The following is a 22,145-nucleotide window of genomic DNA, read 5'->3' on the forward strand; positions in this document are numbered from 1 at the left end:
TTTCATACGACGCACAGGACCAAATCAAGGTTTAGCAGTACCGGGTTCACCTATCGTCCGACACCATGTACGGCCCGAAACATGCTAATGCATTTCGGTCTGCATTTCGATGTGACCTGATGGCGTCCCGCTGGGTGACTGCCAGCACTCCAGCTGACCCGCAGCGCTTAGCCCCCAAGTCCGGTCAATAGACTGCGGCGGCCTCTGTGTGCGCGGGGGTCAGGCCCACTGGCGGCGCACCCGGGACGTCTTTCCCGATCGGTTCGCCTGGTACGCCCAGCTCGAACAAGATTTCCGCGCCAAACACGGGGATGTGGCGACTCTCAAGCACCGCCGCAGCGGCCAGACCCACCCGCTGCCGCTGCGCGATCTGCACACCGGCTCCGCCGTCGCATCGGCCCTTACCGAGCTGGACATCGAACACGTCCTGCGCCTGCTCGGACTCGGCGAGCGGCCTGAAGATCGTCGACGCCGTCTCCAGGTGGGATCACCCGCCACGGCGCAAGATCGGGTTAGGTGACATCCCGGCACGCCTCTCGCGCTCCCGGTGGATCGGCGGTTCCGGGGTGCCGGGCGTTCGGCCGTCGCGGTGTGACCGGACCGAGGGAACCAGGCCCGCGCCGGCGGTGCACCGCCACCTGTCCACAGCACCGGCTCACTCCGCGGTTCCGGGGCGTTGTGCACCGCCGGCGCTCGGCCTGGTGAGCCGTGGCCGTCCACCCGCGAGCCCGCCGCCCCCGTGCAGCGGGCCAAACACCGGCCACGAAGAGAGGACTCTGACCGTGTCGAAGGAAACCAGCACGTGGCTCAACACCAACGTCCTCATCGGATTCACCGACCAACGCGGCCACGCCTGGCACTACCGCGCCGACCACCAAGGAACTGAACCGAACCACTACCCCGGCCCGATCCCCATCACCGAGGTCAAACGACGCCTGTTCGGCTGGAGCGCCGAGCCGGCCCGGGTGTTCGTCGAAGACCGGTTCGGGCTCCGCCTCGCCGAGCACCACTTGGGCGTCACCACCTCCGACACCGGCGACCTTCTCGCCATCCACACCGACGAATACGGCATCCACCAGTACAGCACCTGGCTGCTGGACAACGTCGCCGCACTGCTCGACGACGGCCTCGCCATCGGCTCCGCCGGACTGCTGCGCGAACGCAAGCAAGCCTGGGTCAGCGTCGAAGTCCCCGACAACACCATCACCCCCGAAGGGGTGGAGTTCCGGCCCAACCTGCTCGCCTGCTCCAGCCACGATGCCAGCCTCAAGACCCGCTACAAGCGCGTCGTCACCAACGTCGTCTGTGACAACACCATGAACATCGGGCTGCGCGAAGACGGCCAGGAAGTCGCCATCGTCCACACGCGCAACAGCGCGCTGCAGCTGCTTTCCGCCCGTGAGGCCCTGCAGATCGTGCACACCGTCGCCGAGGACTTCGCCGCCGAGGTCAAGAAACTGTGTCAGACCACGGTCACCGACCACGCCTGGAAAGCCTTCCTGGACGCCCACACTCCGATTCCCGCCGAGCCGGGCCGGGGGCGCACCAACGCCGTCAATAAGCGATCGGCGCTGACCCGGTTGTGGACCAGCGACAGTCGGGTCAGCCCGTGGAAGAACACCGGGTGGGGTGTGGTGCAGGCAGTCAACACCCACCTGAACCACGAGGCCGTCATCCGCGGTGCCAGCCGTGCCGAACGGAACATGACCCGGGTGATGACAGGTGAACTGGGCAAGCACGACCGCACCGCCGCCGCGACCCTGCACAAGGTCCTCGCCGCCGTCTGAACGCTCTCCGGTCCCCGCCCTCGCTCGCCGTTCCGGCTCATGAAAGGACCCGCGCCATGAGCACCAGCACCATCACACCGATGACGTGCGGCACCGACGGCTGCACGAACACCGGACACGGAATCTCGATAGCGGTGTCCGCCCGAGCATCTACCGCTGCCACGACTGCATCGCCTGCCTGGACGCCCTCGCCCCTCGCTGGATCCGCGGGTTCACCAACGAGCGCGCCTACGCCGACCGCAACACCGAACTCGGGCACCTGAACGCGACAGCGCTGCGGGAGCAGGCCGCGCCGGTGCTGGCCGCGATCAGTGAGGCGCGGGATGCGTTCACGATGCTGGCCGACCTCGTCGGCCCGGCGCTGGCCCGCGACACGGTCACCGCGATCGTCAACGCCGGCGACCACGTCATCGACTGCTCTATCACCAACTGGTGGGCCGCCTACCGCTACCCCGAGCACCACCCGCGCACCGCACCGGCCCGCGCGGTGTACCGGTTCGATCACCTCTGGCAGGTGCGCGTCGACGGCCGCGCCGTCGGGACCGTCCGGCGCGTCACCGCTGGCGTGCTCGACCGCTACGAACCCCGCAACCTCAGCGGATCCGTGCTACGTCCCGATCTGCCCGACGTCGAGCAGCCCCGCTACGACTCCGTCCACGCCGCCGCCGACGCCCTCATTGCATGGACGGCCGATCGCGATCTCGCGACCGACGCCGTGGCTCCCGGGCACCCGTGACCTCGCGGTGTCGTGCGGCCTCGATCAGGCGACCAGGTCCCGCGACACCGGTCAAGGCCACTTCGACACATCGACGTCCGGCCGCAGGCACGGGGCCTTGACCGGTGCCACGGCGGGACCTGGGTGACCGGCATCGTCCGCACACCACCCCGCGCGAGGCCACCTGAATGAACCGGGAATCCCCGAGCGGCACGCCTTCCCCCCGGGCGAGCCGGCTCCCGGTTCGGGGCTGGCCGGGTCAGCGCACGCGCCGCGCTGCCCGGCCAGCCCCCTCGCCTCGCCACCAGCCCCTCGGAGGTCTGAGCATGTCCCAGTCAGCCAAACTGACCGCTACGGAGCGGGAGGTCCTCGACGACGTCGCCCGCGGCCTGAGCAACATCCAGATCGCGCTCAGGCAGTTCCGGTCACACGAGACCATCCGTACCCACGTGAAGAACCTCCTCGCCAAGCTGAAGGCCCGCAACCGCGCGCACGCCATGATCTACGACAACCCGCAGGCATTCGTGCTCTGCCACTACAAACGCGCCCAAGCCCTATGCCATCGCGACGCGGCCGGATAACCTTGATGTCTCACCGGACGGCGGCAGATGATACTCCCACTCGGCGAAGTGTCCGGACCTGAAGGAGGGCGCTGGCATGTCGAACTTTAAGCTGAATCTGCCCACGGACATCCCCTGGGAGCGGATCTGCGTCACGGAAGACATGCTCGACGCGAAGGTCTGCGACGACGTCCGTCCGGCCAAGTGGCATACCTCATTGGCCGTTTTTCGGTACGTGCCTCCCGACGAGTATCAGGAGTACCCGAACCAGCGGGTCACGTACCTGAAGGTCACCGCGACGATCACCGGCTATCAGCCGATCAACCAGGAGATCCAGGGCGAGATCGACTGGGACGACGTGAACGTGTCGACCATTCCGGGCCTGAAGGACCTCCTCAACGCTTACCACCCGTGCCACGGCGCGATCTTGCAGGTCACAGTGGGCCCTCACACCGGAACAGACCTGCCTCTGGGGAGCTATCCCTACATCATGGACTTCGAGCCGAAGAAGCGAGAGCTTTATGAGATGGCGACGGACACCCAGGAGAAGCAGTCGCGGTCTATAGAGTCACTGAACATCACGAAGTCGTCCGGCAACACCCAGTCCCTGGAAGTGCTCGACATCGATACCGGTGGCGGCGGCTTCGGCGCGCAAGCCGCGGGCTACGGCGTTTCGGTCTCCAACCCCAACGGGCAGTGGGGAACCAAGCGGGTCAACTCGGGCGAGAGCCTGTCCTCGCGCAGCCAGGACGTCGGCCAGGAGAAGCGGGAAACCTACTCTTTCTCGACTCAACTTTCCCAGATGTACCACCTCCTGGACAGCTACCACCTCGGGACGAATAGGGCCGTCTTCTTCATACAGCCGCGTCCCCACACCTTGGAGGAGCCCACCGGCTTCGTGCGCGGACCCCGTCCGGTAGAGGGGATCCAGGAGTTCTTCCTGATCGTGTCGCAGCGGTTGGACCAGGAGGACTTTTGCGTCTCCCTCCGCCTGGACACGAGCCACCTCACCAAGACGCCGATCATGAACACGGATAAGCTGACCGAGCAGACCAGCCTTGCGAGCGCGTCCGCGGACCTGCCCTCGACGGCCGACACGGCCGTCAGTCGACAGGTTCGCTGCACCGTGGACTACTGGTTCGACTCGGATGACATCTACTACAAGCATTTCGTCAAGAAGGTGACGGACAGCGTCGCCTACGCCGCTCGATCGGGCTACCATATCACCGGGTACGGCGACGCGACGAACGTCCATGACCACGGGTCGTCGTCGGTCGTCCTGAGTCCCGATCGGCGGACCTTGACCATCAATGCCGAGGCGAACAGCAGCGTCTGGATCCAGGACGAGGGTGATGGTTGGTTTGCCGATTGCGCTGACCAGCTCGACCAGCAGACCGGCCTCGCTCAGCGGCGCCTGAACGTCTACATCGAGTCCGACGAGAAGATCAAGCAGATCGGCGAAGAGGAATCGCTGATGATCACGACGCGTGGTCTCTGCTGCTGTGCAGGTGAGAAAGGAGTAATCGGGCCGGGGGAGATGCTCCTCAACGTGAGGCGGGTGCCTGACGAATTCAGCGTCCTAAAGCTGCTCGCGCGCTCCGAGAAACCGGAGGGCCGGAACCGGATGTTGGCCCCGGGCATCGCGCCACTCGAAACCGGCTATGCCGAGGCGACGCCGTCTGCAGGAAATGTGCACGTCGATCCACATTACCTTATCCGAGCGGTGAACCAGCTCAGCGACTACATCAAGACCGAAACCATCAAGACCCTGAACGATCCGACGACACGCCCTCAGCGGTTCGCGGAGTCCCACTTCTTCACTCGACAACTCGAGATGCGCATCCGACAGACCGGCAAGGGAAGGCGACTGCTCCAGGACAAGCGCGGGATCGACATCCCGTCGAGCGCCGACAAGGTCCTGGAGGCGCTGCTCCAGAAGAAGCGAGAGGACTTCACTCGGGGTGACCTGTTGTCCTTGAAGTCGCCGGAGCTGGCGAGGGCCACGGGACTCGCCGAGGCCGAGGTGGAGCGCCTCCGCCTGACGTGGCTCGGCGTGAAGTTCAAGCCGATCGACCGGAAGTAGCGCTCGCGGTAACGGGCCGGGCCGTGTCTGAAGCCGAGGTGACGCCGTGCCTGCTCCATATCAGCTCGTCCTACGTGAAAACGCCAACGGTTTCGACTATCCGACCGGCGACCCCGTAAAGCCGGTCGAGCACGTTGGCCCGGGGGAAAGCACGCCGCAGTTAGATGCGTGCACGTACATCGCGGCCTACAACGCGGCGCTAGCGGCGAACCCAGGCAGAGGCGGGATCTCGGGCATTGACATGGATGAGGTCCGTGCCGAGTGCGGGGGTGGAGCAATTCCGACCATGCCGGCCCCGATATCTTCCTCAGCCACTACCTCCAACCCCAGCGAGACCGATCCAGGATCATCGGGGGACAGCGCCACGCAGCAAGGCGCTCCCGACCCTCGAGTGGCCGCGACGGGCAGCGAAACCTCCGCCCCCACCCCCGCCTCCGTACCGACCGAGGAGCCACGGCGCCCTCCGCAGGGGGAGCCGCTCTTCACGCACGGTGCCGACCAGCCACAGCGCCGTGCATCCACCGGCGAGCCCGTCGATCTCTTCAGCGGCGCGTTCGTCATCCAGGAAACCGACTTCACGATCCCGAACGCCGCCGTGCCCTTCGCCTTCACCCGGACCTACCGGAGCGGGGCGCCCTACTTCGGCCCGATGGGCTGGAACTGGGACCATTGCTTCAATTCGTACCTTCGCGAGCTGACGTCGGGCGATGTCGCCGTCTGGCGCAACCTGCGCGAACAGGTCTTCCGGAACGGTGGCGCGGGATTTGAGCCGCCGCGCGGCGACTTCGAACAGCTCGTCCGCCTCCCCGGGCCGGCACCCGTGTACGACGTGCTTGAGCAGGGTGGACGTGCTCGCCGCTACGAGCGCCCTGCGAGCTGGCTCGATCCCGAACGTATCCCGCTGATCTGGATCGCGGACCGGCACGGCAACCGACTGCGGTTCACCTACCTCGCCGATGGCAAGCTCGCGGAGGTCCGCGACGATGACGATCGCGTCATCCGGTTCGGCTACGACGTCTGTGGGCTGCTCGTCTCCGTGGGGGATCACACGGGCCGAGTGTTCACGTATGAGCACGACGAGGAGGCCATGCACCTAGTCCATGTGACGACGCCCTGCGTGCGTTACTTTCCCGACGGAATCCGGAAGGAGTATCACTACGCGCCGACCTGGTCGCCTCCCGAGATTCGACACAACATCGTCCGCGTCAGCGACGGAAAATGCCGTATCTTCCTTGAGAACACGTACGAGGAAGATCCTGCGAACCCCTCGTACGCACGCGTCAGGGAACAGCTCGTCGGCGGCTTCCAATATCAGTACCGGTACAGCGAGCTGCAGTGGGTCCCGGCCGACGGACTGTTCGTGAACGTCCCCGCGTTCCGGGTCGAGGTCATGACTCCGGAGTTCGGGCTTGAGACCTTCACGTTCAACTATCGGGGGGACATGCTCGACCGCCGGTTCCGATTGAGCAAGGACGGCTCGTTTCGAGTGGTCATCTGGCAGTACGGGATGGATGACCAGGGGAATCTCGTCGAAATCACCCATCCGGACGGCAGCCAGGAGCTGTACTCCTTCGATCACACCAACGCCGATCCACGAATGCGCGGACGCCTGTTGCAGAAGGAGCTGACAGCAGCCGCCGGCTTCCCATCGCCGAGCAGGATCGTATGGCGTGGCCAGTACGAGCCGCAGTATCAGTTGCTCGTCGCAGAGCAGAACGAGCAGGGCGCCCTGACCCGGTACCGCTACGACTTCGACGTCACGCCGGCCGCTCCCGCGAACACGGGCAAGCTCGTCGAGCTGATCCAGCCGGCCGTCACGCTGCCGTCCGGTGCTACCCAGCAGTCGCGAACCCGATACGCCCACAACAATCGTGGGCAGCTGACCGAAGTGGTCCTGCCGGATGGGACGCGGAACCAGTTCGAATATGAGGCCGCCGGCCCACATCGAGGCGCCCTGATCAAGACCACGTCCGACGCGGGAGTTCTCGGCGTCGAGCGGCGGATCGCGTACGACGTCCACGGCTATCCGTCGACGATCACGGACGGCAATAGGCATCAAGGCCAGCAGCGTTTCAACGCCCTCGGGCTCCTCGAGACCGCCATTCCGTCGGGCGGCACGAGCGTGGCTGCGGTGGAATATCAATACGACGCGGACGGGTTTCTGGTTGCCTCCGAGCGGCCCGCGGGGACTTACACGGACCCGTCGTTCGCAGGGGGCCGCATCCGTGACGAGCTCGAGCGAGACGTCCTCGGCTACCCGGTGCGGCACCGCCAGGCCGTCAACACGGCGGCGGCCCGGATTGTCCAGGTCCGGAGCGACTACCGCGGCCGCCCGGCCCTCACCACATACCCAGACGGCAGCCGTCTCGCCCGGATATACGACGAGCGCGGCCTGCTGGTTCGTGAGGAGCTCCAGGGACGCGACGGCACACGCCTGCGTCGGCGCTGGACGTACGATCGGGCCGGAAACCTCACTCGAACGACCGATACCCACGGCTCGACGACCACGTACGACTACGACGGCTTCTCTCGCCTCAGCCAGATGACATTGCCGAACGGCAGCCTCGTCCGGCGGCCCTGGCAGAGTGGCAACGTCCTCGAGTCGGAAGAAGTGGTCGGCGATGACGGAACAGGGACCACCCGCGTCCTGGCCCAGAAGCGGTTCGAGTACGACCTCCGTGGCCGGACAGTCCGCGAGGTCGTGCGATCGTTCGCGGGCAACATCGCTACGGCGGTCGATCGCACTACGGTCTTCCAGTTCGACGCGAACGACCGCGTCGAGGCAATTACGAATCCCCGTGGAGGTACGTGGTCCCGGATCTACGACGGGCTCGGGCGTGTGGTCGAGCAGACCGATCCGATGGGCAACGTCGACCGCTGGCAGCATGACCCGAACGGGAACGTCGTGGTCGCCGAGAACCGCCACCGAGAGCCTGACACCAGCGTTTCGGTGATCCGCAAGGAGTACGACTTCGACGCTCGGAATCGGCGTGTCCGCGAGCGGACGCCCGATGGGACGTTCGAGCTCCTCGGGTACGACGATCGCGATCTGGTCGTCCGGACGACGAACCAGATCGGTCACGTCGTCGTGAAGCGGTACGACCCCTTCGGCAATCAGACCGCGGAGCAGGTCGATCCCAGTGGCCTGAACATCGAACGTCGGTGGGCGTACGACGACCAGGATCGCCTGATCACGTTCACGGATCCACTGGGCGAGGTGTCGACGTACCGCTACGACAGCGTCGGCCGGCTCGAGCAGACGCTGTATCCCAACGGCCTGAGCATCGGCCGCGTCTACAACGATCTCGATCAGATCGTCCGCGAATACATGGGGACCGGCGCCGTCTTCGACTACGCGTACGACGGCGCGAACCGGACCGTACGGGTCGAGAACGTCGGCGTGCCGCCGCCGCTGATGCCGGTCGCGACACACACATTCGGTTACGACGGCTTCGACCGCATGACCTCCGCCGTCGCCGGCGGCGGCTCCGCGGTGCGACGCACCTACGACAGCCTCGGCCGCCTCGTCGAAGAAGCGGGCATCGGCGGAACCGTGGCACTGGCCTACGACGACGCGGTCGGGAGGGCGCATCGCCACTGGCCGGACGGCAGAGCCGAGGTCCAGGCCTACGACCTCAACGGCATCATCGCCTCCATCGATCAGACCGCCCCCGGCACGCTGGGCGTCGGGCCGATGTTGATCCGCTACGTCCCAAGCGGCCCGAACTTCATGGGCGAGGCGACCTTCGGCGCGGGACTGGCGAACGCCTATCGGTACGACGACCGGAAGCGGCTCGTGGCGGTCACGACGGCCGCGCCGCCCGGGATCGTCGCCTCGGTCCAATACGCCTACAACGCCGCCAACTGGCGTCAGCTCGAAGCGATTTCGATCACCGCACCGGACCTTTCCTACTTCTCGTTCGACAGCCGCCACCGGCTAACGTCAGCGACAGACGGCTTTGCATTCGCCTTCGCCCCCGCCACGACCCAGGCCCAGCACGACGCCATCCTCGGCGCGGCGGCCGCCGCGGCGGTGGGCGGCACCCACGTGGAGGCGTTCGGCTATGACGCGGCCGACGCGCGGGTCACGGCATCCGAAACGGGCGTGCCCGTGAGGAACTACACGTACGTGTCGGGTCACCGGATCGCGAGCAACGGCACGCGAGCGTTCCAGTTCAATGCCGATGGCGTCGTCGAGAGCGACGGTCGCTTCGTCTACCGCGCCGATGCTCGGGGTCGAATTCGGCAAATCGACGATGCGGGCGCAACGATCACCGAGATCGAATACGACGCGCTTGGCCGTCCGGTCCGCATCACCGAGGCGGGGACGCCCGTACGCACCCTCGTCTACTTCGGAAACGATGTCTACCAGGAGAACGAGGTCGGAGTCCCTGTTCGCCAATTCACCCGGCATCCCTTCAGCGGCTCGCAGGTAGCCGTGCACCTGTCCGGTCGGACGTTGTATCCGATCTTCGATCCACGCAAAAATCTGCGCGCCCTAATCGATCCGTCCGGCAACGTGGTGGAGCAGTACCGATACGGGATCTTCGGGTCGCCGACCATCTTCGATCCGGCCGGTCTCCAGCGTTCGACGTCGGCGTTCGGACAGGCGCCGATCTTCGGGGGACATGTGTTCTTGGCGCGCTCGGAAAGGTACCTGTCACGGCGTCGCCTGCTGGATCCCGAGGACGGCCTATTCCAGTCGCCCGACCCTCGCGGCTACGCCGATTCGCCATCCCTGTACGTGTACGTCGCCCAGAACCCGGTCGACTACGTCGATCTGTACGGGGAGAGCAAGTCGCCACCATCACTGCGCGCAGACCGCGACGTGTCGGGCAACAAGGACGACGAACCGTGGTACGACAATCCTTGGTGGGCTGCAATCTCGGACAACGGTCTGAGCGCCGCGGTCTCATTCGCCGACGAAGCATCAAGGAGGCCCTGGCTCTTCGAGAGCTTCCTGAAGCCTTTCCAGCGAATGGCTGTCCCCGGCCAGCGGCTCGTGACGAGATTGCTCGGCGGGGCGGGCGCGACCGGCATCCTGCGACTGGAGGACGTGATCCTCGCTCCGTCGAGGGGGTTGCCCTGGCTGTTTGCCAACCAGGGGCAGTTCGCTCGGCTTTCGATGAGCCTCCTCAACGCCATCCTCGCCCCGATCGGCGTAGTGAGCAACGCGGCATCGCTCTACGACGCCCTGTTCCGCTCGCAGAAGAGCGGCAAGGAGCGGTTCGCAGACGGAACCTTCAGCGCCGCCGGCCTATTCTCCTCCGGCGTAGGCACCACGGCGCTACTAGGGGCCGGATTGAGTGCGGTGGGTTGGACCGGCGCCGGAAGCCTGCTCATCCGCGGCGCTGGATTCCTCGGCCCATGGGGCCTGGGAACGGGCTCCGCGGCAGGCGGCTACGCGATCGGCCAGTTCATCGACGAGAAGCTTGGGTGGCACGAAGCTCTTGCTGATCGTGCGGACCGTAATCGCGAGATCTACGGCGAGATGGGCCTCAACGACACCGCCGCGTTCTGGTTAGGTGCCGTGGCCAACCTTCCGGTGGTGAGCGAGGCCGGGGAAGGTATCGGTTGGGCCGCCTTCAAGGGCTATCAGGGCGTGAGCTGGGTGGGTGGCAAAGCGGCCGACGCCTACGACAATGTCACGGACTGGGTGGGCTACGAGTTCTGCAATCCATTTGGCGCCTGTGACTAAGTAGTGGTGTGTCTCAGACCCTGGTCGCCTTCCGCGCCACCCACCGTTGACCCCGTCATCCCAGCGGCCCGCGGCAGCCCCGGGGGCCTATCTCAGCAGCGACCGGAACGCGGCCACATCCGTGTTTCTTTCGTGTGGCCCGCCGTCACGGCGGCGGTCTTGGCGTGGCGACGGCGATCCGGAGACCAACTCTGCGCCCTCGCGCATTGCCTTCCAGCTCCGGCGGTGGCCGAGGGCTCATAGAGCTCGCTGTCTCATGCCCCCCGAACCCAGGCCCTCTGAAGAGGTCAGCTTCAGGCTGAGAAAGATCCAACATCCCTACTTGACAGGGAACATCGCCGATGCGGACTGGCACTCCCAAGAGTGCTCCGACTTACTGGCCGTACTCGGACCGGCACCGGTCGGGATCCCGGCGAACAACATCGCGCACTTCAAGGCCCGCCAGGCCGGGCGCCGGTGGAGCCGCTGGCAGGCCGGTGTCGAGGCCGCCCGCGCCGCTCGCCGAACCGGCACCCAGGCAGCCACAGCGGTCGGCGGCGACCGGTCGGGCGCGTCCGGAGACCCACGGTAGCGCCGCCTCGGGACCACGGCGGCCGCCTGTTGCTTGGCAGTGCAGCCAGGTGCAACGCCGCCGCGGGCCCGGTCCGCGCTGCACCGGCTCCACGACGTGCCCATCCGGGACACCGCGCCCGCCGCGACCACGGCACCGGCAACCGGATCGGCACACCTCGCGATCGGAAGGACTCAGGAGATGTCGGACGACTTGATGCCGTATCTGCGTGCGGTCGCGGAGGTTCTCGGCGAGCCGTGGCGCGCCGTCACGTCCCGCCGTGTCGGTGAGGACGCCGCGCTCATCGGCCCCGACGGCGGGTGGATCAGCGTGACCGTCTCCTACCGCGCGGAACGGACCCGCCTGGTGCTGGAAGCCTGGCTGGACTCCGAGCTCAGTCCCCATCAGCCCGCGGGCATGGTCCGGCCGTCGGTGACCGTGGCGCGGGCCCGGCCCGCCGCCGCGGTCGGCAAGGACCTGGCCCGGCGGCTGATCCCGGACGTGGTCGAGCTGATCGATGCAGCCCGGGATCTGGCGCATCGGCGGGCGTGCGACGCCGCCGACCTTTCCAGTGTTCTCGCCGCGGTCGGGGCGGGGTTCGGCACCACCCCGGCGCCGGGGCGAGCACCGTGTCGGTCGGGGCCTACGGTCAGCCGCTGTTCGCGACCGCGCAGGTGCTGCAGCCGTTCTGGCGTGGCCGCCAGCGGCGGGTGCGGTTCAGCATCGACGCCACCGTCGAGAACGCGCTCGCCTTGGCCGCGCTCGTCGGTGAACGCGCCGCCGCCGACCACGCCACGCCCGACACCTGCCACTGACCTTCGGCGCTGCAGCCGCCGCACGCCCCCGACTCCGGCGCCCTACTGGCGCCGGAGTCCTTTCTTCTCCCTGGAAGGACGATGCCATGGAAGCCCTTACCCGTGTGGTCACCCTTGACGACTCCCAGGCCCGGATCGTCGACATCCGCGCCGACCTCAGCGTCGGTGACGCCACGCTGCGCGTGCACGGCCTCAGCCCGACGGTCTCGCGCGAGACCCGCGACCGGGTGCGCGCGGCCATCCGCAACAGCGGCCTGTCGTGGCCCGAGGGCGTCGTGCACCTGACCGCCTCCACCGCGCACCCGCGCTCCGACGTCGATCTCGCCGCCGCGGCCGCAGCCCTGCTGGCCACCGAGGCCGTACCAGTCCGACGGCTGACCGCGACCGCGCTGATCGGCGAACTCGGTCTCGACGGCACCGTCCGGCCGGTCCCCGACGTGCGGACGCGAGCGATCGCGGCCGCCGTGGCCGGGTTCACCCACCTGGTCGTGCCCGCCGCCAACGCTGCCGAAGCCCGCGACGTCCCCGGCCTCACCACCGTCCCCGTCGCCGGCCTGAACGACCTGGTCAACTGGCTGCGCGGCGGACTCACCCCGGCCCAGCGACCCGAGTCGCGCGAAGGAGCATCGCCTACCGCGTCGTGGACGCCTGAAGCCTGGGCCCGGCTGTCGCCCACGGCGGTCCGGGCCGCAGCGGTCGCCGCAGCCGGCGGTCACCACACCCTGCACGTCGCGGCTCCCGGCACCCCGATCCTCTTGCTGCCACGGTTGATCCGGGCGCTAATGGCCGACCTCACCGACACCGAGGCGCTCGAGGTCAGCACGTGGCACTTCCTGGCCGGCGAACCTGCCCCTGACCGCAGCGAGCACCTCCGGCCGCCCGGAGTTCCCCTGCTGCCCGACGACACGATCGCCGCGGTAGCCGGATCACTCAGTCGCCCGGGACTGCTGACGCTGGCCCACCGCGGCGTCCTGACCGTCGAGGACCTCCCCGAGCTTTCCGCGCGCATCGTCGAGGTGCTGCGTCCGGCGCTGGAGCACGGCACGATCGGCATCACCGCCGCGGCAGGTGCCGAATCCCGCCCGGCCGGGGCACGCGTGGTGTTCACCGCCCGCGACTGCCTCTGCGGCAGCGTCCGGGCCAAGAAGTGCCGCTGCACCCCGGCGCAGCGGGCGCGCTACCTCGCCCGGATCCCGCTGTGGCTGCTCGACCGCGTCGACCTGTTCGTGCGGGAGGTCACCGTCGCCGAGCCCGATCCGTCGCTGCCGTCCCTGGAGTCGCTGCGGGAGGGCGTCGCCCGAGCGCGGGAACGCGCGCGCTACCGGTGGGGTGCCGCACCGGAACCCGGCACCAAGATCGACTACACGAAAGCGATCGCCGGCCTCCCCGCCGACGCTGTACGGGAGCTGGAAGACGCGATCCGACACGGCCGGGCGCACCCGGACATCGCCGACATCTGGCTGACGCTCTCCCACCGCAGCGGAATGCTGAGCCTGCTGCGGAATCCGGCTCCGAGATGAGCTGAACCATGAGATGACCGGAGCAAGAGCCCGATCGCGATAAGCCCGCTGCAGCAGGGCTAGGCAGGGAGGCTCGGACAGTGTTGCTGCGCTGAAAGGTGGTGCGGGTGTTCCGGTCGGGCCGACGCACTCTAGCGGAACCTGGCGTCAGCGGAAGCCCGCCCGATCACGACGTCGGCGGCGGATGGGCAGGGAAGGGGCGGGCTTGCCGCCGACGCGGGCGGCTCCGCTTGGGCGAGTGCGTCCCGACCGGGACGCCCGCACTCCGCTTCTCCATCACCGCGACGCGGTAATGGAGAAAGAAGGTGGTGCGGGGTTCGTGGCCGGTCACCGGATTCGTTCCGGTGACCGGCCGGCCCGTGTGAAGGAGCCCCTTCGTGACCAGCACGATGGACTTGCCGACCCAGCGCGACACCGACAACCCGACGGACAGCGACCTCCCGACGACCGATCTCCCCACCAACGACCTGGGCGGTGCCGTCATCGTCGACACCGCGGCCGACGGCGACACGACCGCGACCGACGTCGAGGAGACCCCGCTCGACGAACTGTCCGACGAGGACCGCGCGGCACTGCACGCGCAGTGGGACGCCGAGATCGACACCATCCTCCGGGCCGACCCGCACACCGTGCTGCTCGCCGAGAACGTGCGCACTGACAACGCCGAGGCTGACGAGGACACCACGGCGAACTTCAAGACCCACGGCGTCAAGACCGCGGTCAACGGCTACCGCGACTACGACACCGGCGCCGTCGTGGTCACCGAAGGCCAGCGCCGCGTCCTCAACGCCCGCGAAGCCGGCTGCACGGTGCCGGTCTGGATGAAGACCCCGCCGCCGGCCGACGAGCGCAAGGCCACCATCGAGCGGATCGTCAACCAGTTCATCGAGAACGACCCCGCCCTGCGCAGGTCGCTGACCCTGGCCGACACCGCTCGCGCTCTGGAGCAGCTCGCCGCGTTCAATCTCAAGCCCGCCGGGATCGCCCGCAAGCTCGCGCTGGGCAGGAAGGGCAAGATCTACGTCGAGAACGTCCTGCAGGCCGGGCAGAGCGAGCTGGCGCTCAAGGCCAGCGAACGCTACGACCTGGATCTGCTGCAGGCCGCGGTCATCGCCGAATTCGACGAGGCCGGCGACACCGACACGGCGAAGGAACTCATCCTCACCGCGCGTACGGCGCCGAACAACTTCGCCCAGCTCGCTGAGCGCAAGCGCACCGAACGCGCGGACAAGCAGCGACTCGCGGCCCTGACCGAGGACCTCACCGAGGAACTGACCACTGCGAACGTCACGATCTTCGACAACAGCCTGCCCGACGACGACGGGGACGCGCGCTCCCTGGACCGGCTGCGCCCCACCCCCGAGGACGAGCCGCGCACCGAGCTCACCGTCGAGGACCACGCCTCCTGCCCGGGACACGGAGCCTGGATCGAGACCGACCACCACGACGAGCAGGGCAACCAGATCCCGGTGGCCGTCTACGGCTGCGCCGACTTCCTCGCCCACGGTCACGCCCTCAGCTACGCCCCGGCCGGCCGCGCGGACTTCACCCCCGTGCCCACCAGCACCGGCACATCCGACGACCACGAGTCCTCCGACGGCGAGGACGCGGCCGTGCAGACCGATGAGGTCGCGGCCGCGCGCGCCGCCCAGGCCGCCGCCGACCTCGAGCGCCGGAAGGCGGCGATCATCCGCAAGTGGGTGATCAAGAACAACAAGGACTGGGACGCCTCCGCGGCGCCGCGCCGGGAGTGGCTGGCCGGGCTGGTGCAGCGCAAGACCGCGCCGCAGGGCGCGCAGCTGTTCCTCGCGCTGCAGAAGGCGCACGGCGGCTACGAGCTGCGGCGCGCGTTCGAGCGCAACCACCCGCTGGCCATGACGCTGTTCGGCCTGCCGGAGGGGGCCACGCTCGCTGACCTGACCGCCAAGGTCGCCAAGGCCCCCACCGCAGGGAAAGCCACCCTCTACGACCTGTTCCTCACCCTCTGCGCGATCGAGGCGGACCTCTCCCGCAACACCTGGCGCAGCCCGTGGGGCTCCGCCCAGGCGTACATGGCCGCGATCATCGGCTGGGGCTACCCCGCCTCCGACGTCGAGCGGAAGGTGATCGACCCGGAAACCGAGCAGGAGGTCATCGCCGCGCAGCTCGGCGACCTCGCCACCGACCCCACCAGCGACCGCGGCGCGACCGCCGAGGGTGACGGGGCCGACGGTGCCGAGGTCCCGAACGACGCCGAGATCGAGGACCCCACCGCCGAGGTCGACGACGTCGACGACGCGGACGCGAACGACCAGAACGGCACGGCGACCGACTACGCCGATGGCGGCACCGGTTCGGAGCCGGTCGAGCAAGACACCGAGGCCGAGGCGGAGCTGATCGGCGCCGCGAGCTAGCCGCTCGGATCGGCGCCGCACCCGGTTCCTCGCCAGGGGCGGGCCCGCGCACTACAGCCGGGCCCGCCCCAGCTTCCTGCCCCGTCCGTCGTCCTTGCCTCCCGCCGGGCTCGCCGCCAGCCCTGCGGGTGAACGGAGTCCCTTCGATGCATCCGCACCTTCCGCCGGTCTTCGACACCATCCACCGCACCAGCACCTACGCCGCCGGGCACCACCCCGTCTGGCCGTATGCCCCGCTGCCGCCCGGCCCGTGCTGGACTCACGCGACCTGCCGCTGCGGCTGGGCGGAGATCGCCGAATCCCACCGCGACGCCCGCGCTCTGGCCCGCCACCACCGCCGTTACGCCGCCGAACACCCCAGCTACCTACCCGGCACGGCACTACGCATCGGCGAGCGCGTCCACCAGGCCGACGCCACCGGCACCCACATGTCCATCACCGGCACCCGCCACGGCTGGGCCCTGGCCGACGGCATCGGCGACACCCCCGCAGCCGCCTACGCCGCCGGCAGCACGGCGGCGCTCGCCAGCTGCGTCGCCTCCGACCGTGGCGCGGTCGCCGGCCTGCTCGCCGCTACCGGCATCCTCGCCGACGGCCTCACCGCCGACACCGTCATGGTCGTCGCCACCCCACTCCCGCCCGCGCACGGCGATGGCTGGGACATCGCGTGGGTCGGGGACTGCCGGGCCTACGAATACGATCGCGACACCGACGTCCTCACCCAGCTGACGGTCGACCACACCTACGGCCAGCATCTGCGCGACACCCTCGCCGAGCGCTACCGCGACCGGCCACAGGTCCTCGAGGACCTGGCCGCCGGGCAGGACCACGTCGTCACCAGCTCCGTCGGCACCGCCACCCCCGCCGACATCGGCCACGTCATCACCACCGGCCCGCGCCGCCGGTTGCTGCTGACCAGCGACGGCGTCCACCAGTACGTTCCCCACGCCTCTCTCGCTCGCGCGGTCCGGACGTTCAGCGACCCAGCTGCGTGTGCGAACCGGCTGACACTCGCCGCGCGGTACTTCGGCGGCACCGACAACGCCGCAGCCATGGTCATCGACCCCGTCCCGGCCCCGATCGCGGCCGAGTTGGTGCCATGACCACCACGACTGCGCCGGCGCCGGCGCTCGTCCCCGCCACCAACGGACTGCTGGCAGCCGCGTTGGGCGCCGCCGGACGCGGATGGCCGGTGTTCCCGCTCGCCCCGCGCAGCAAGCGGCCCGCCATTCCCGACTGGCAGCAGCGAGCCACCTGCGATCCCGACCGCATCCGCCGCTGGTGGCGCCGCCACCCGAGGCACAACATCGGCATCGCCTGCGGACCCGCGGGTCTGCTCGTGCTCGACCTCGACGCCGCCCACGGACCCATCCCCATCCGCTGGGCCCGCCGCGGCATCACCCACGGCCGCGACGTCCTCGCCCTGCTCGCCCAGCAGGCCGGCGAACCCGACCCGGTGGACACGTTCACCGTCGCGACCCCCCGCGGCGGCGAACACCGGTTCTTCTCCCGGCCGTCAGGGTCGCGGCTGCGCAGCACCGTCGGCGCCCGCGGCCGCGGGCTCGGCTGGCACGTCGACACCCGCGGCCCCGGCGCGCTCGTCGCCGCCCCGGGTTCCCTCGCCGTCGTCCACGGCGTGCCGGTGCCCTATGCCGTCACCTGGGACATTCCGGTCGCGGTCCTGCCCGGCTGGCTCGTCACCGCCCTCACCCCACCACCTGCACCCCCACCGGCCGCCCATCCGCCACCACCGCCGCTGCCGGCGACCAGCCGCCGGGTCAGCGCCTACGTCCAGGCCGCCGTCACCGCGGAGTGCCGCAACGTCGCCACCGCCACCGAAGGCCACCGCCACATCACCGTCTACGCCGCCGCAGCAGCACTCGGCGAACTGCACGGCAACGGCTGGATCAGCGCCGCCGCAATCACCCACCACCTCACCAACGCCGCCCGCCACCACCTCGGCGTCGCCGACTTCGACGCCCGCGAACTGACCACCACCATCCGCGACGGCATCGCCGCCGGCCGCGAAAACCCCCGCATCCTCACCGACCGCCCGGCACCCCGACCGCGACTCGCCATCCGCTGAGAAGGAGACCCGCCATGCCCCGCAACGCGTCATCAGATCCCGCCGCCCCCGGCACACAGGAGCCGGTCTGGCTCTGGCAGCGGCAACCGGACAGCACCGACCTGGAAAAGGCTCTCATCCCCGCCCACCTGATCCCGGCGGGCTGGCTGCCGATGCTTCAGCACCGCTACACCGAAGGCGACCGCGTCGACTTCGCTTGGGACGGGATGCAACAGCCGGGCACGGTCGTGCAAGACCAGGGCATGTGCGTGGCCATCGCCGGCGAACGTCCCGGCTCAGGGTTCACCATCCACAAAACCGACGTCCGCCCGCACGACGGCGAACCCGCCGCACCGGCCGACCCGGTCATCTTCTCGGCGATCGCACCGCATCCCAACCCTGTCATCCGCCGGGAAGGCCACACCGCGACCGCGTACTGGAACCTCGGCCGCCCAGCCTCCCACGGCTGGCTGCCCTGGGCGCGCCTGCGCATCGCCTTCCAGGCAGACATCGGGTTCACCGCAACGCTCTCCAGCGTCGAAGAACGCGACCAGGCCGGCGAGCACCGCGAGCGCCAGCGGCCTCTCGACCCGGTCGTAGTCCATCACCACCCGGCGCGCCGTCCCAGCCACCACGCCGTCCACACCTGCCTGCGCGACGCCATCGGCATCGTGATTTCCCAGGCCCGGCAACGGCAACCGGTGGTCTGTGCCCACTTCGTGCCGATCCTGGACCTCCCGCACGAGAAGTAGCCAGCTGCCGACCTCGCCGGGACGCCGCGCGGCGCCACTCGGTCACCAGAAAAGCACGGCGCGGCCCGGACCTTGCCAGAGTGCCGAACCACCGTCCGGCGGTCCTCGGCCCGGGCCGCGCCGTGCATGCGAGGCCCGGTTCACCACCGGCGGCCCCGTCCGCCGGTGACCGACCGTTCACGGAGGTGCACATGACGGAGCCGATAATCCACGTTCCCGAGGGATACCGCCACACCCACCTGCGCGGGCTGTGGGCTCTCGCCAGCTGCCGCGACTGCGGCGGCACCGGCGAATTCCTGGTCAGCGATCGCGACGACCCCATCGAGCCGTCGGATGGCGACGAGCCCGAACCGTGGTACCCGCAGCCCTGCGACTGTCTCTGGGCACCGCCGCCGCACGAGCTACGCGCGTTCGACACCGCGCAGACCCGCCTGTGGCGTCACCGCGAGCGAATGCGCGAGGTCTTCGACGCGATCGGCCCGCGCCAGGTCGGCGGCACCTACTGGGACGGGTACTGGCATCGCCGGTACCTCGTCGAGACCGTCACCATCCGATTCCGCGACGGCGACCTGACGGACCCGGGCTGGTCGATCACGATCCGCTGGGACAACTCGCAGCGCAACACCCACCGTACAGCGTGGAATCCGCGCTACGACAGCACATCCCCACCAGCGGCATCGCCCGGTGCGGCTCCCGCACCGCCGGAACTGCGCTACCCCGCCGCGGTTTCCTGCCGGTGTCGCCGTTCTCGGTTCGCGCTCGTCCGCGCCGCCCACCACGCGTTCTGCACCCGCTGAAGGGAAATCCCGATGTCCGCACCCTCCCTGCCCGGCGTTTTCGGCCACGCCGCCGGGCCAGCTTCCTCCCGCCGGCCCGCAGAAACCACAGCTGACGGCGGACTTGGTGTCCTGCGCCGCCGCGACGAACCGGTCCGCTGGCACGGACGCGACGAGACGACCCGCGAGTACGTCCACCCGGGCCGCACCGTGTTCGAAGTGCCGAACCGGCCCTGGCCGATCGGGCGCCCGGAGGACTGCGACGACCAGCCCTCCACCGGGCTCTGGTTCGACGCCACCGGCACCCCACAGCTCGACGCGGCCGACCGCGCCGCGCCCGAGGGTGTCGCGCTGCTGTGCCGCCGATGCGGCCTGGACTGCACTTGACACCCGCGCAACGACCTCCGTTACGTCCACTTGAGACAAAGGTAGGTGATCCGGAATGCCCGACGAGATCCCAAAACCTGGCCTCCACGACGGTGTCGTGCGCGCCGGCGAAGCGCTGTTCTGCGGTGACGACCAACCCTACTTCCCAGGCCAGCTCGTCGAACTGCGGTTCGGCCGCCAGCTCTATGCCATCGTGCCGCGATTTCGTCGTGTCGTCGCCGAGTGGATCGCCATCACCGTCGAAGCCACCTCGGACCATCTGTCCTTCCAGCGGGACGGCGACGACTTGATCGTCATCGACGACGACGCGCTCAACGACGACGATCCGACGAGCACATCGGCGGTCGAACGCATCCGACCCGATGCCGACGGACGGTACATCTTCAAAACCTGGGACTGGAACGAGCCCGACGTTGCTGCCGAGTGCCTCGACGAGACCGCACGCACGGCGCTGGCCCTCCTGGCAGGCGACAATCCGCGGCCGGTTGCCCCCTTGATCCGCTACGTGATCGAGAATGCTCACCCCACGCCCGACCCGCAGGCGCTACGGCGCATCCGCGCCCAGCACCGGACACTCACGCGTTCGCCCACGGCGCGCGCCGACGCCACCGAATCCGAGGAGACCCACGATGAGTAGCGACTACGCCGGTATCCCCGCAGGATGCGACGTCACGCTGGCACGCCCGGGCGACGAGGCCGGCGTTCAACTGCTCGCCGACGGCGACTTCGCCCTCGTCCTGACCGATGATCGCAACGTCACGGTGGTCACCGTTGAGGGCACCCCGGCCGAACTGCTCGACTTCGTGCGCCGGACCCAGCAGGTGCTGGAAGAAGAGGGGACCGCACCTCCCCGCCGCCGGCCGACTGACCGTAGCCGCGATCAGGCACTCCGGCCGGTACGGACGACCGCCGCCAGCACAGCACACCCGGGCCCTCGGGCGCCGGCTCCCGCGCCACGTCACGCGGTCTGACAGGCGCCCGAGGATCCCGGCTGTGCTCCGGGAGGTCGGGTTCACCCGCACCCGACCCGGAGGCACGCCATGACCGCGACCACCGCCCAGAGCGCACCGAACGACTACACCGAATCCGCCTACGCCCGGGCGTGCCGGTTGATCGAAACCGAACTCGGCGGCCGCCGACTCGCGCCGGAACCCCGAACCTGGCTCGACGACCTCGCCCGCACCCGGCGGCACAAGACCGCGTTCATCACCGCAGTCTGGAACACCTGCTTCCCCGCCGGGGTCGTGGAAGCCTGTCGAGTTGTCGAAGCCGTCTACCCCTACCTCGATCCCGACGGGCTCTGCACCGACGCCGCGCTCACCGCCGCCTGGAACATCCTCGAACCCGACGCCGGTACGTGGCCCGAGCAGCTGCAGGACGAGCGGCGACGCTTCACCGACAACTGCATGACCCGCGCGCTCGCCGAGGCGAACACGGCGGTGGCCGACCATGCCTGAGGACCGGTTGTGGTTCAGTCCCTACGACTGGAGCCGCTCTTATGTGCTGCCCGAGTCGGTCGCCTGCAACATCCCCCACCGCGGCAGCCTCGGCAGCTACGGCGCGTGGAACGTCGCGCGCGGCGTGCTCGTCGAGCTGTGCCGCGCACTGCCCGCGACACCGGTCTCGCTGCTCTACGACGAGCCCGTGCAGCGCCGCGACTGGATGCGTATCGCGATCCGGATCACTGCGCACGCCCGGCGTGCTGACGGGCAAGACGTGCGCGTGATCTACCGCAGCGAACGCACCGACGCCGAACCCTGGCCGGAGTTCTGGAGCGTCGCGGTCAACGGATTCATCCCCGCCTCCGGCGGTGACGTCCGACGGCCGTCACCGCCGTGGATCGCCCACATCGCCGCGGCAACGCTGCGCGCCGAACTCGGCCGGTGACCTCCGGTCTCCAGTCGTCCGCACCGTTTTTCTTTGCCGGAAAGGACGCTCGTGCGACGACATCCGCCGTCGATTCGCCGGCGACGTCGCCGACCTACCAGCGGCCGATCGGGCCACCGGGCCGCCGCCACGTCCGTTCCACCCGCACCATTCGTCC

The 22,145-nt window shown here is 69.0% G+C and carries 18 protein-coding genes and 1 pseudogene; all 19 read left to right on the forward strand.

Features of this window, described 5'->3' with window-relative positions:
* Nucleotides 1–208 precede the first annotated feature (208 nt).
* Nucleotides 209–520 carry a hypothetical protein gene (locus tag QRY02_RS31735; RefSeq protein ID WP_285986489.1) on the forward strand — a complete coding sequence of 104 codons (312 nt, stop codon included), beginning with the start codon at nt 209–211 and terminating at the stop codon, nt 518–520.
* 262 nt (nt 521–782) lie between these two features.
* Complete coding sequence (locus tag QRY02_RS31740) at nt 783–1,787, forward strand: DUF932 domain-containing protein (RefSeq protein WP_285986490.1); 1,005 nt, start codon at nt 783–785, stop codon at nt 1,785–1,787.
* A gap of 85 nt (nt 1,788–1,872) precedes the next feature.
* Nucleotides 1,873–2,523, forward strand: a complete 651-nt coding sequence (locus QRY02_RS31745; protein ID WP_285986491.1) for a hypothetical protein — start codon at nt 1,873–1,875, stop codon at nt 2,521–2,523.
* Nucleotides 2,524–2,828: 305 nt separating this feature from the next.
* Nucleotides 2,829–3,083, forward strand: coding sequence for a helix-turn-helix domain-containing protein (locus QRY02_RS31750; RefSeq protein WP_285986492.1), 255 nt, complete (start codon nt 2,829–2,831; stop codon nt 3,081–3,083).
* Between the two features lie 76 nt (nt 3,084–3,159).
* A complete protein-coding gene (locus tag QRY02_RS31755; RefSeq protein WP_285986493.1) occupies nt 3,160–5,145 on the forward strand; it encodes a hypothetical protein in 1,986 nt (661 codons plus the stop codon).
* A gap of 391 nt (nt 5,146–5,536) precedes the next feature.
* Nucleotides 5,537–10,843: a DUF6531 domain-containing protein gene (locus tag QRY02_RS31760; RefSeq protein ID WP_285986494.1), complete on the forward strand. Its 5,307-nt coding sequence runs from the start codon at nt 5,537–5,539 to the stop codon at nt 10,841–10,843.
* Between the two features lie 331 nt (nt 10,844–11,174).
* Nucleotides 11,175–11,414, forward strand: a pseudogene (locus tag QRY02_RS31765) (GP88 family protein); the annotation flags it as partial.
* Between the two features lie 608 nt (nt 11,415–12,022).
* The gene (locus tag QRY02_RS31770; RefSeq protein WP_285986496.1) at nt 12,023–12,208 is read left to right on the forward strand and encodes a hypothetical protein; all 186 of its coding nucleotides are present in this window, start codon (nt 12,023–12,025) and stop codon (nt 12,206–12,208) included.
* An 86-nt stretch (nt 12,209–12,294) separates the two neighbouring features.
* Nucleotides 12,295–13,728: an ATP-binding protein gene (locus QRY02_RS31775; protein WP_285986497.1), complete on the forward strand. Its 1,434-nt coding sequence runs from the start codon at nt 12,295–12,297 to the stop codon at nt 13,726–13,728.
* A gap of 377 nt (nt 13,729–14,105) precedes the next feature.
* A complete protein-coding gene (locus QRY02_RS31780; protein WP_285986498.1) occupies nt 14,106–16,121 on the forward strand; it encodes a hypothetical protein in 2,016 nt (671 codons plus the stop codon).
* Between the two features lie 146 nt (nt 16,122–16,267).
* Nucleotides 16,268–17,224, forward strand: a complete 957-nt coding sequence (locus tag QRY02_RS31785; RefSeq protein WP_285986499.1) for a PP2C family protein-serine/threonine phosphatase — start codon at nt 16,268–16,270, stop codon at nt 17,222–17,224.
* Nucleotides 17,221–18,207: a bifunctional DNA primase/polymerase gene (locus QRY02_RS31790; protein ID WP_285986500.1), complete on the forward strand. Its 987-nt coding sequence runs from the start codon at nt 17,221–17,223 to the stop codon at nt 18,205–18,207. Before QRY02_RS31785 ends, QRY02_RS31790 begins: the two co-directional genes overlap by 4 nt.
* A 14-nt stretch (nt 18,208–18,221) precedes the next feature.
* Entirely contained in the window at nt 18,222–18,938 is a 717-nt protein-coding gene (locus QRY02_RS31795; protein ID WP_285986501.1) for a hypothetical protein, read from the forward strand.
* A 191-nt stretch (nt 18,939–19,129) separates the two neighbouring features.
* Nucleotides 19,130–19,735 carry a hypothetical protein gene (locus tag QRY02_RS31800; protein WP_285986502.1) on the forward strand — a complete coding sequence of 202 codons (606 nt, stop codon included), beginning with the start codon at nt 19,130–19,132 and terminating at the stop codon, nt 19,733–19,735.
* Nucleotides 19,736–19,747: 12 nt separating this feature from the next.
* Nucleotides 19,748–20,101, forward strand: coding sequence for a hypothetical protein (locus tag QRY02_RS31805; protein WP_285986503.1), 354 nt, complete (start codon nt 19,748–19,750; stop codon nt 20,099–20,101).
* 55 nt (nt 20,102–20,156) lie between these two features.
* Nucleotides 20,157–20,738: a hypothetical protein gene (locus tag QRY02_RS31810; protein WP_285986504.1), complete on the forward strand. Its 582-nt coding sequence runs from the start codon at nt 20,157–20,159 to the stop codon at nt 20,736–20,738.
* Entirely contained in the window at nt 20,731–21,072 is a 342-nt protein-coding gene (locus QRY02_RS31815) for a hypothetical protein (RefSeq protein ID WP_285986505.1), read from the forward strand. The genes QRY02_RS31810 and QRY02_RS31815 overlap by 8 nt, the downstream gene beginning before the upstream one ends.
* Before the next feature lie 69 nt (nt 21,073–21,141).
* Nucleotides 21,142–21,558: a hypothetical protein gene (locus tag QRY02_RS31820; RefSeq protein WP_285986506.1), complete on the forward strand. Its 417-nt coding sequence runs from the start codon at nt 21,142–21,144 to the stop codon at nt 21,556–21,558.
* Nucleotides 21,551–21,988: a hypothetical protein gene (locus QRY02_RS31825; protein WP_285986507.1), complete on the forward strand. Its 438-nt coding sequence runs from the start codon at nt 21,551–21,553 to the stop codon at nt 21,986–21,988. The genes QRY02_RS31820 and QRY02_RS31825 overlap by 8 nt, the downstream gene beginning before the upstream one ends.
* The last annotated feature ends 157 nt before the right edge of the window (nt 21,989–22,145 follow it).

It is taken from the genome of Amycolatopsis sp. DG1A-15b (genome assembly GCF_030285645.1).
Lineage (GTDB): Bacteria > Actinomycetota > Actinomycetes > Mycobacteriales > Pseudonocardiaceae > Amycolatopsis.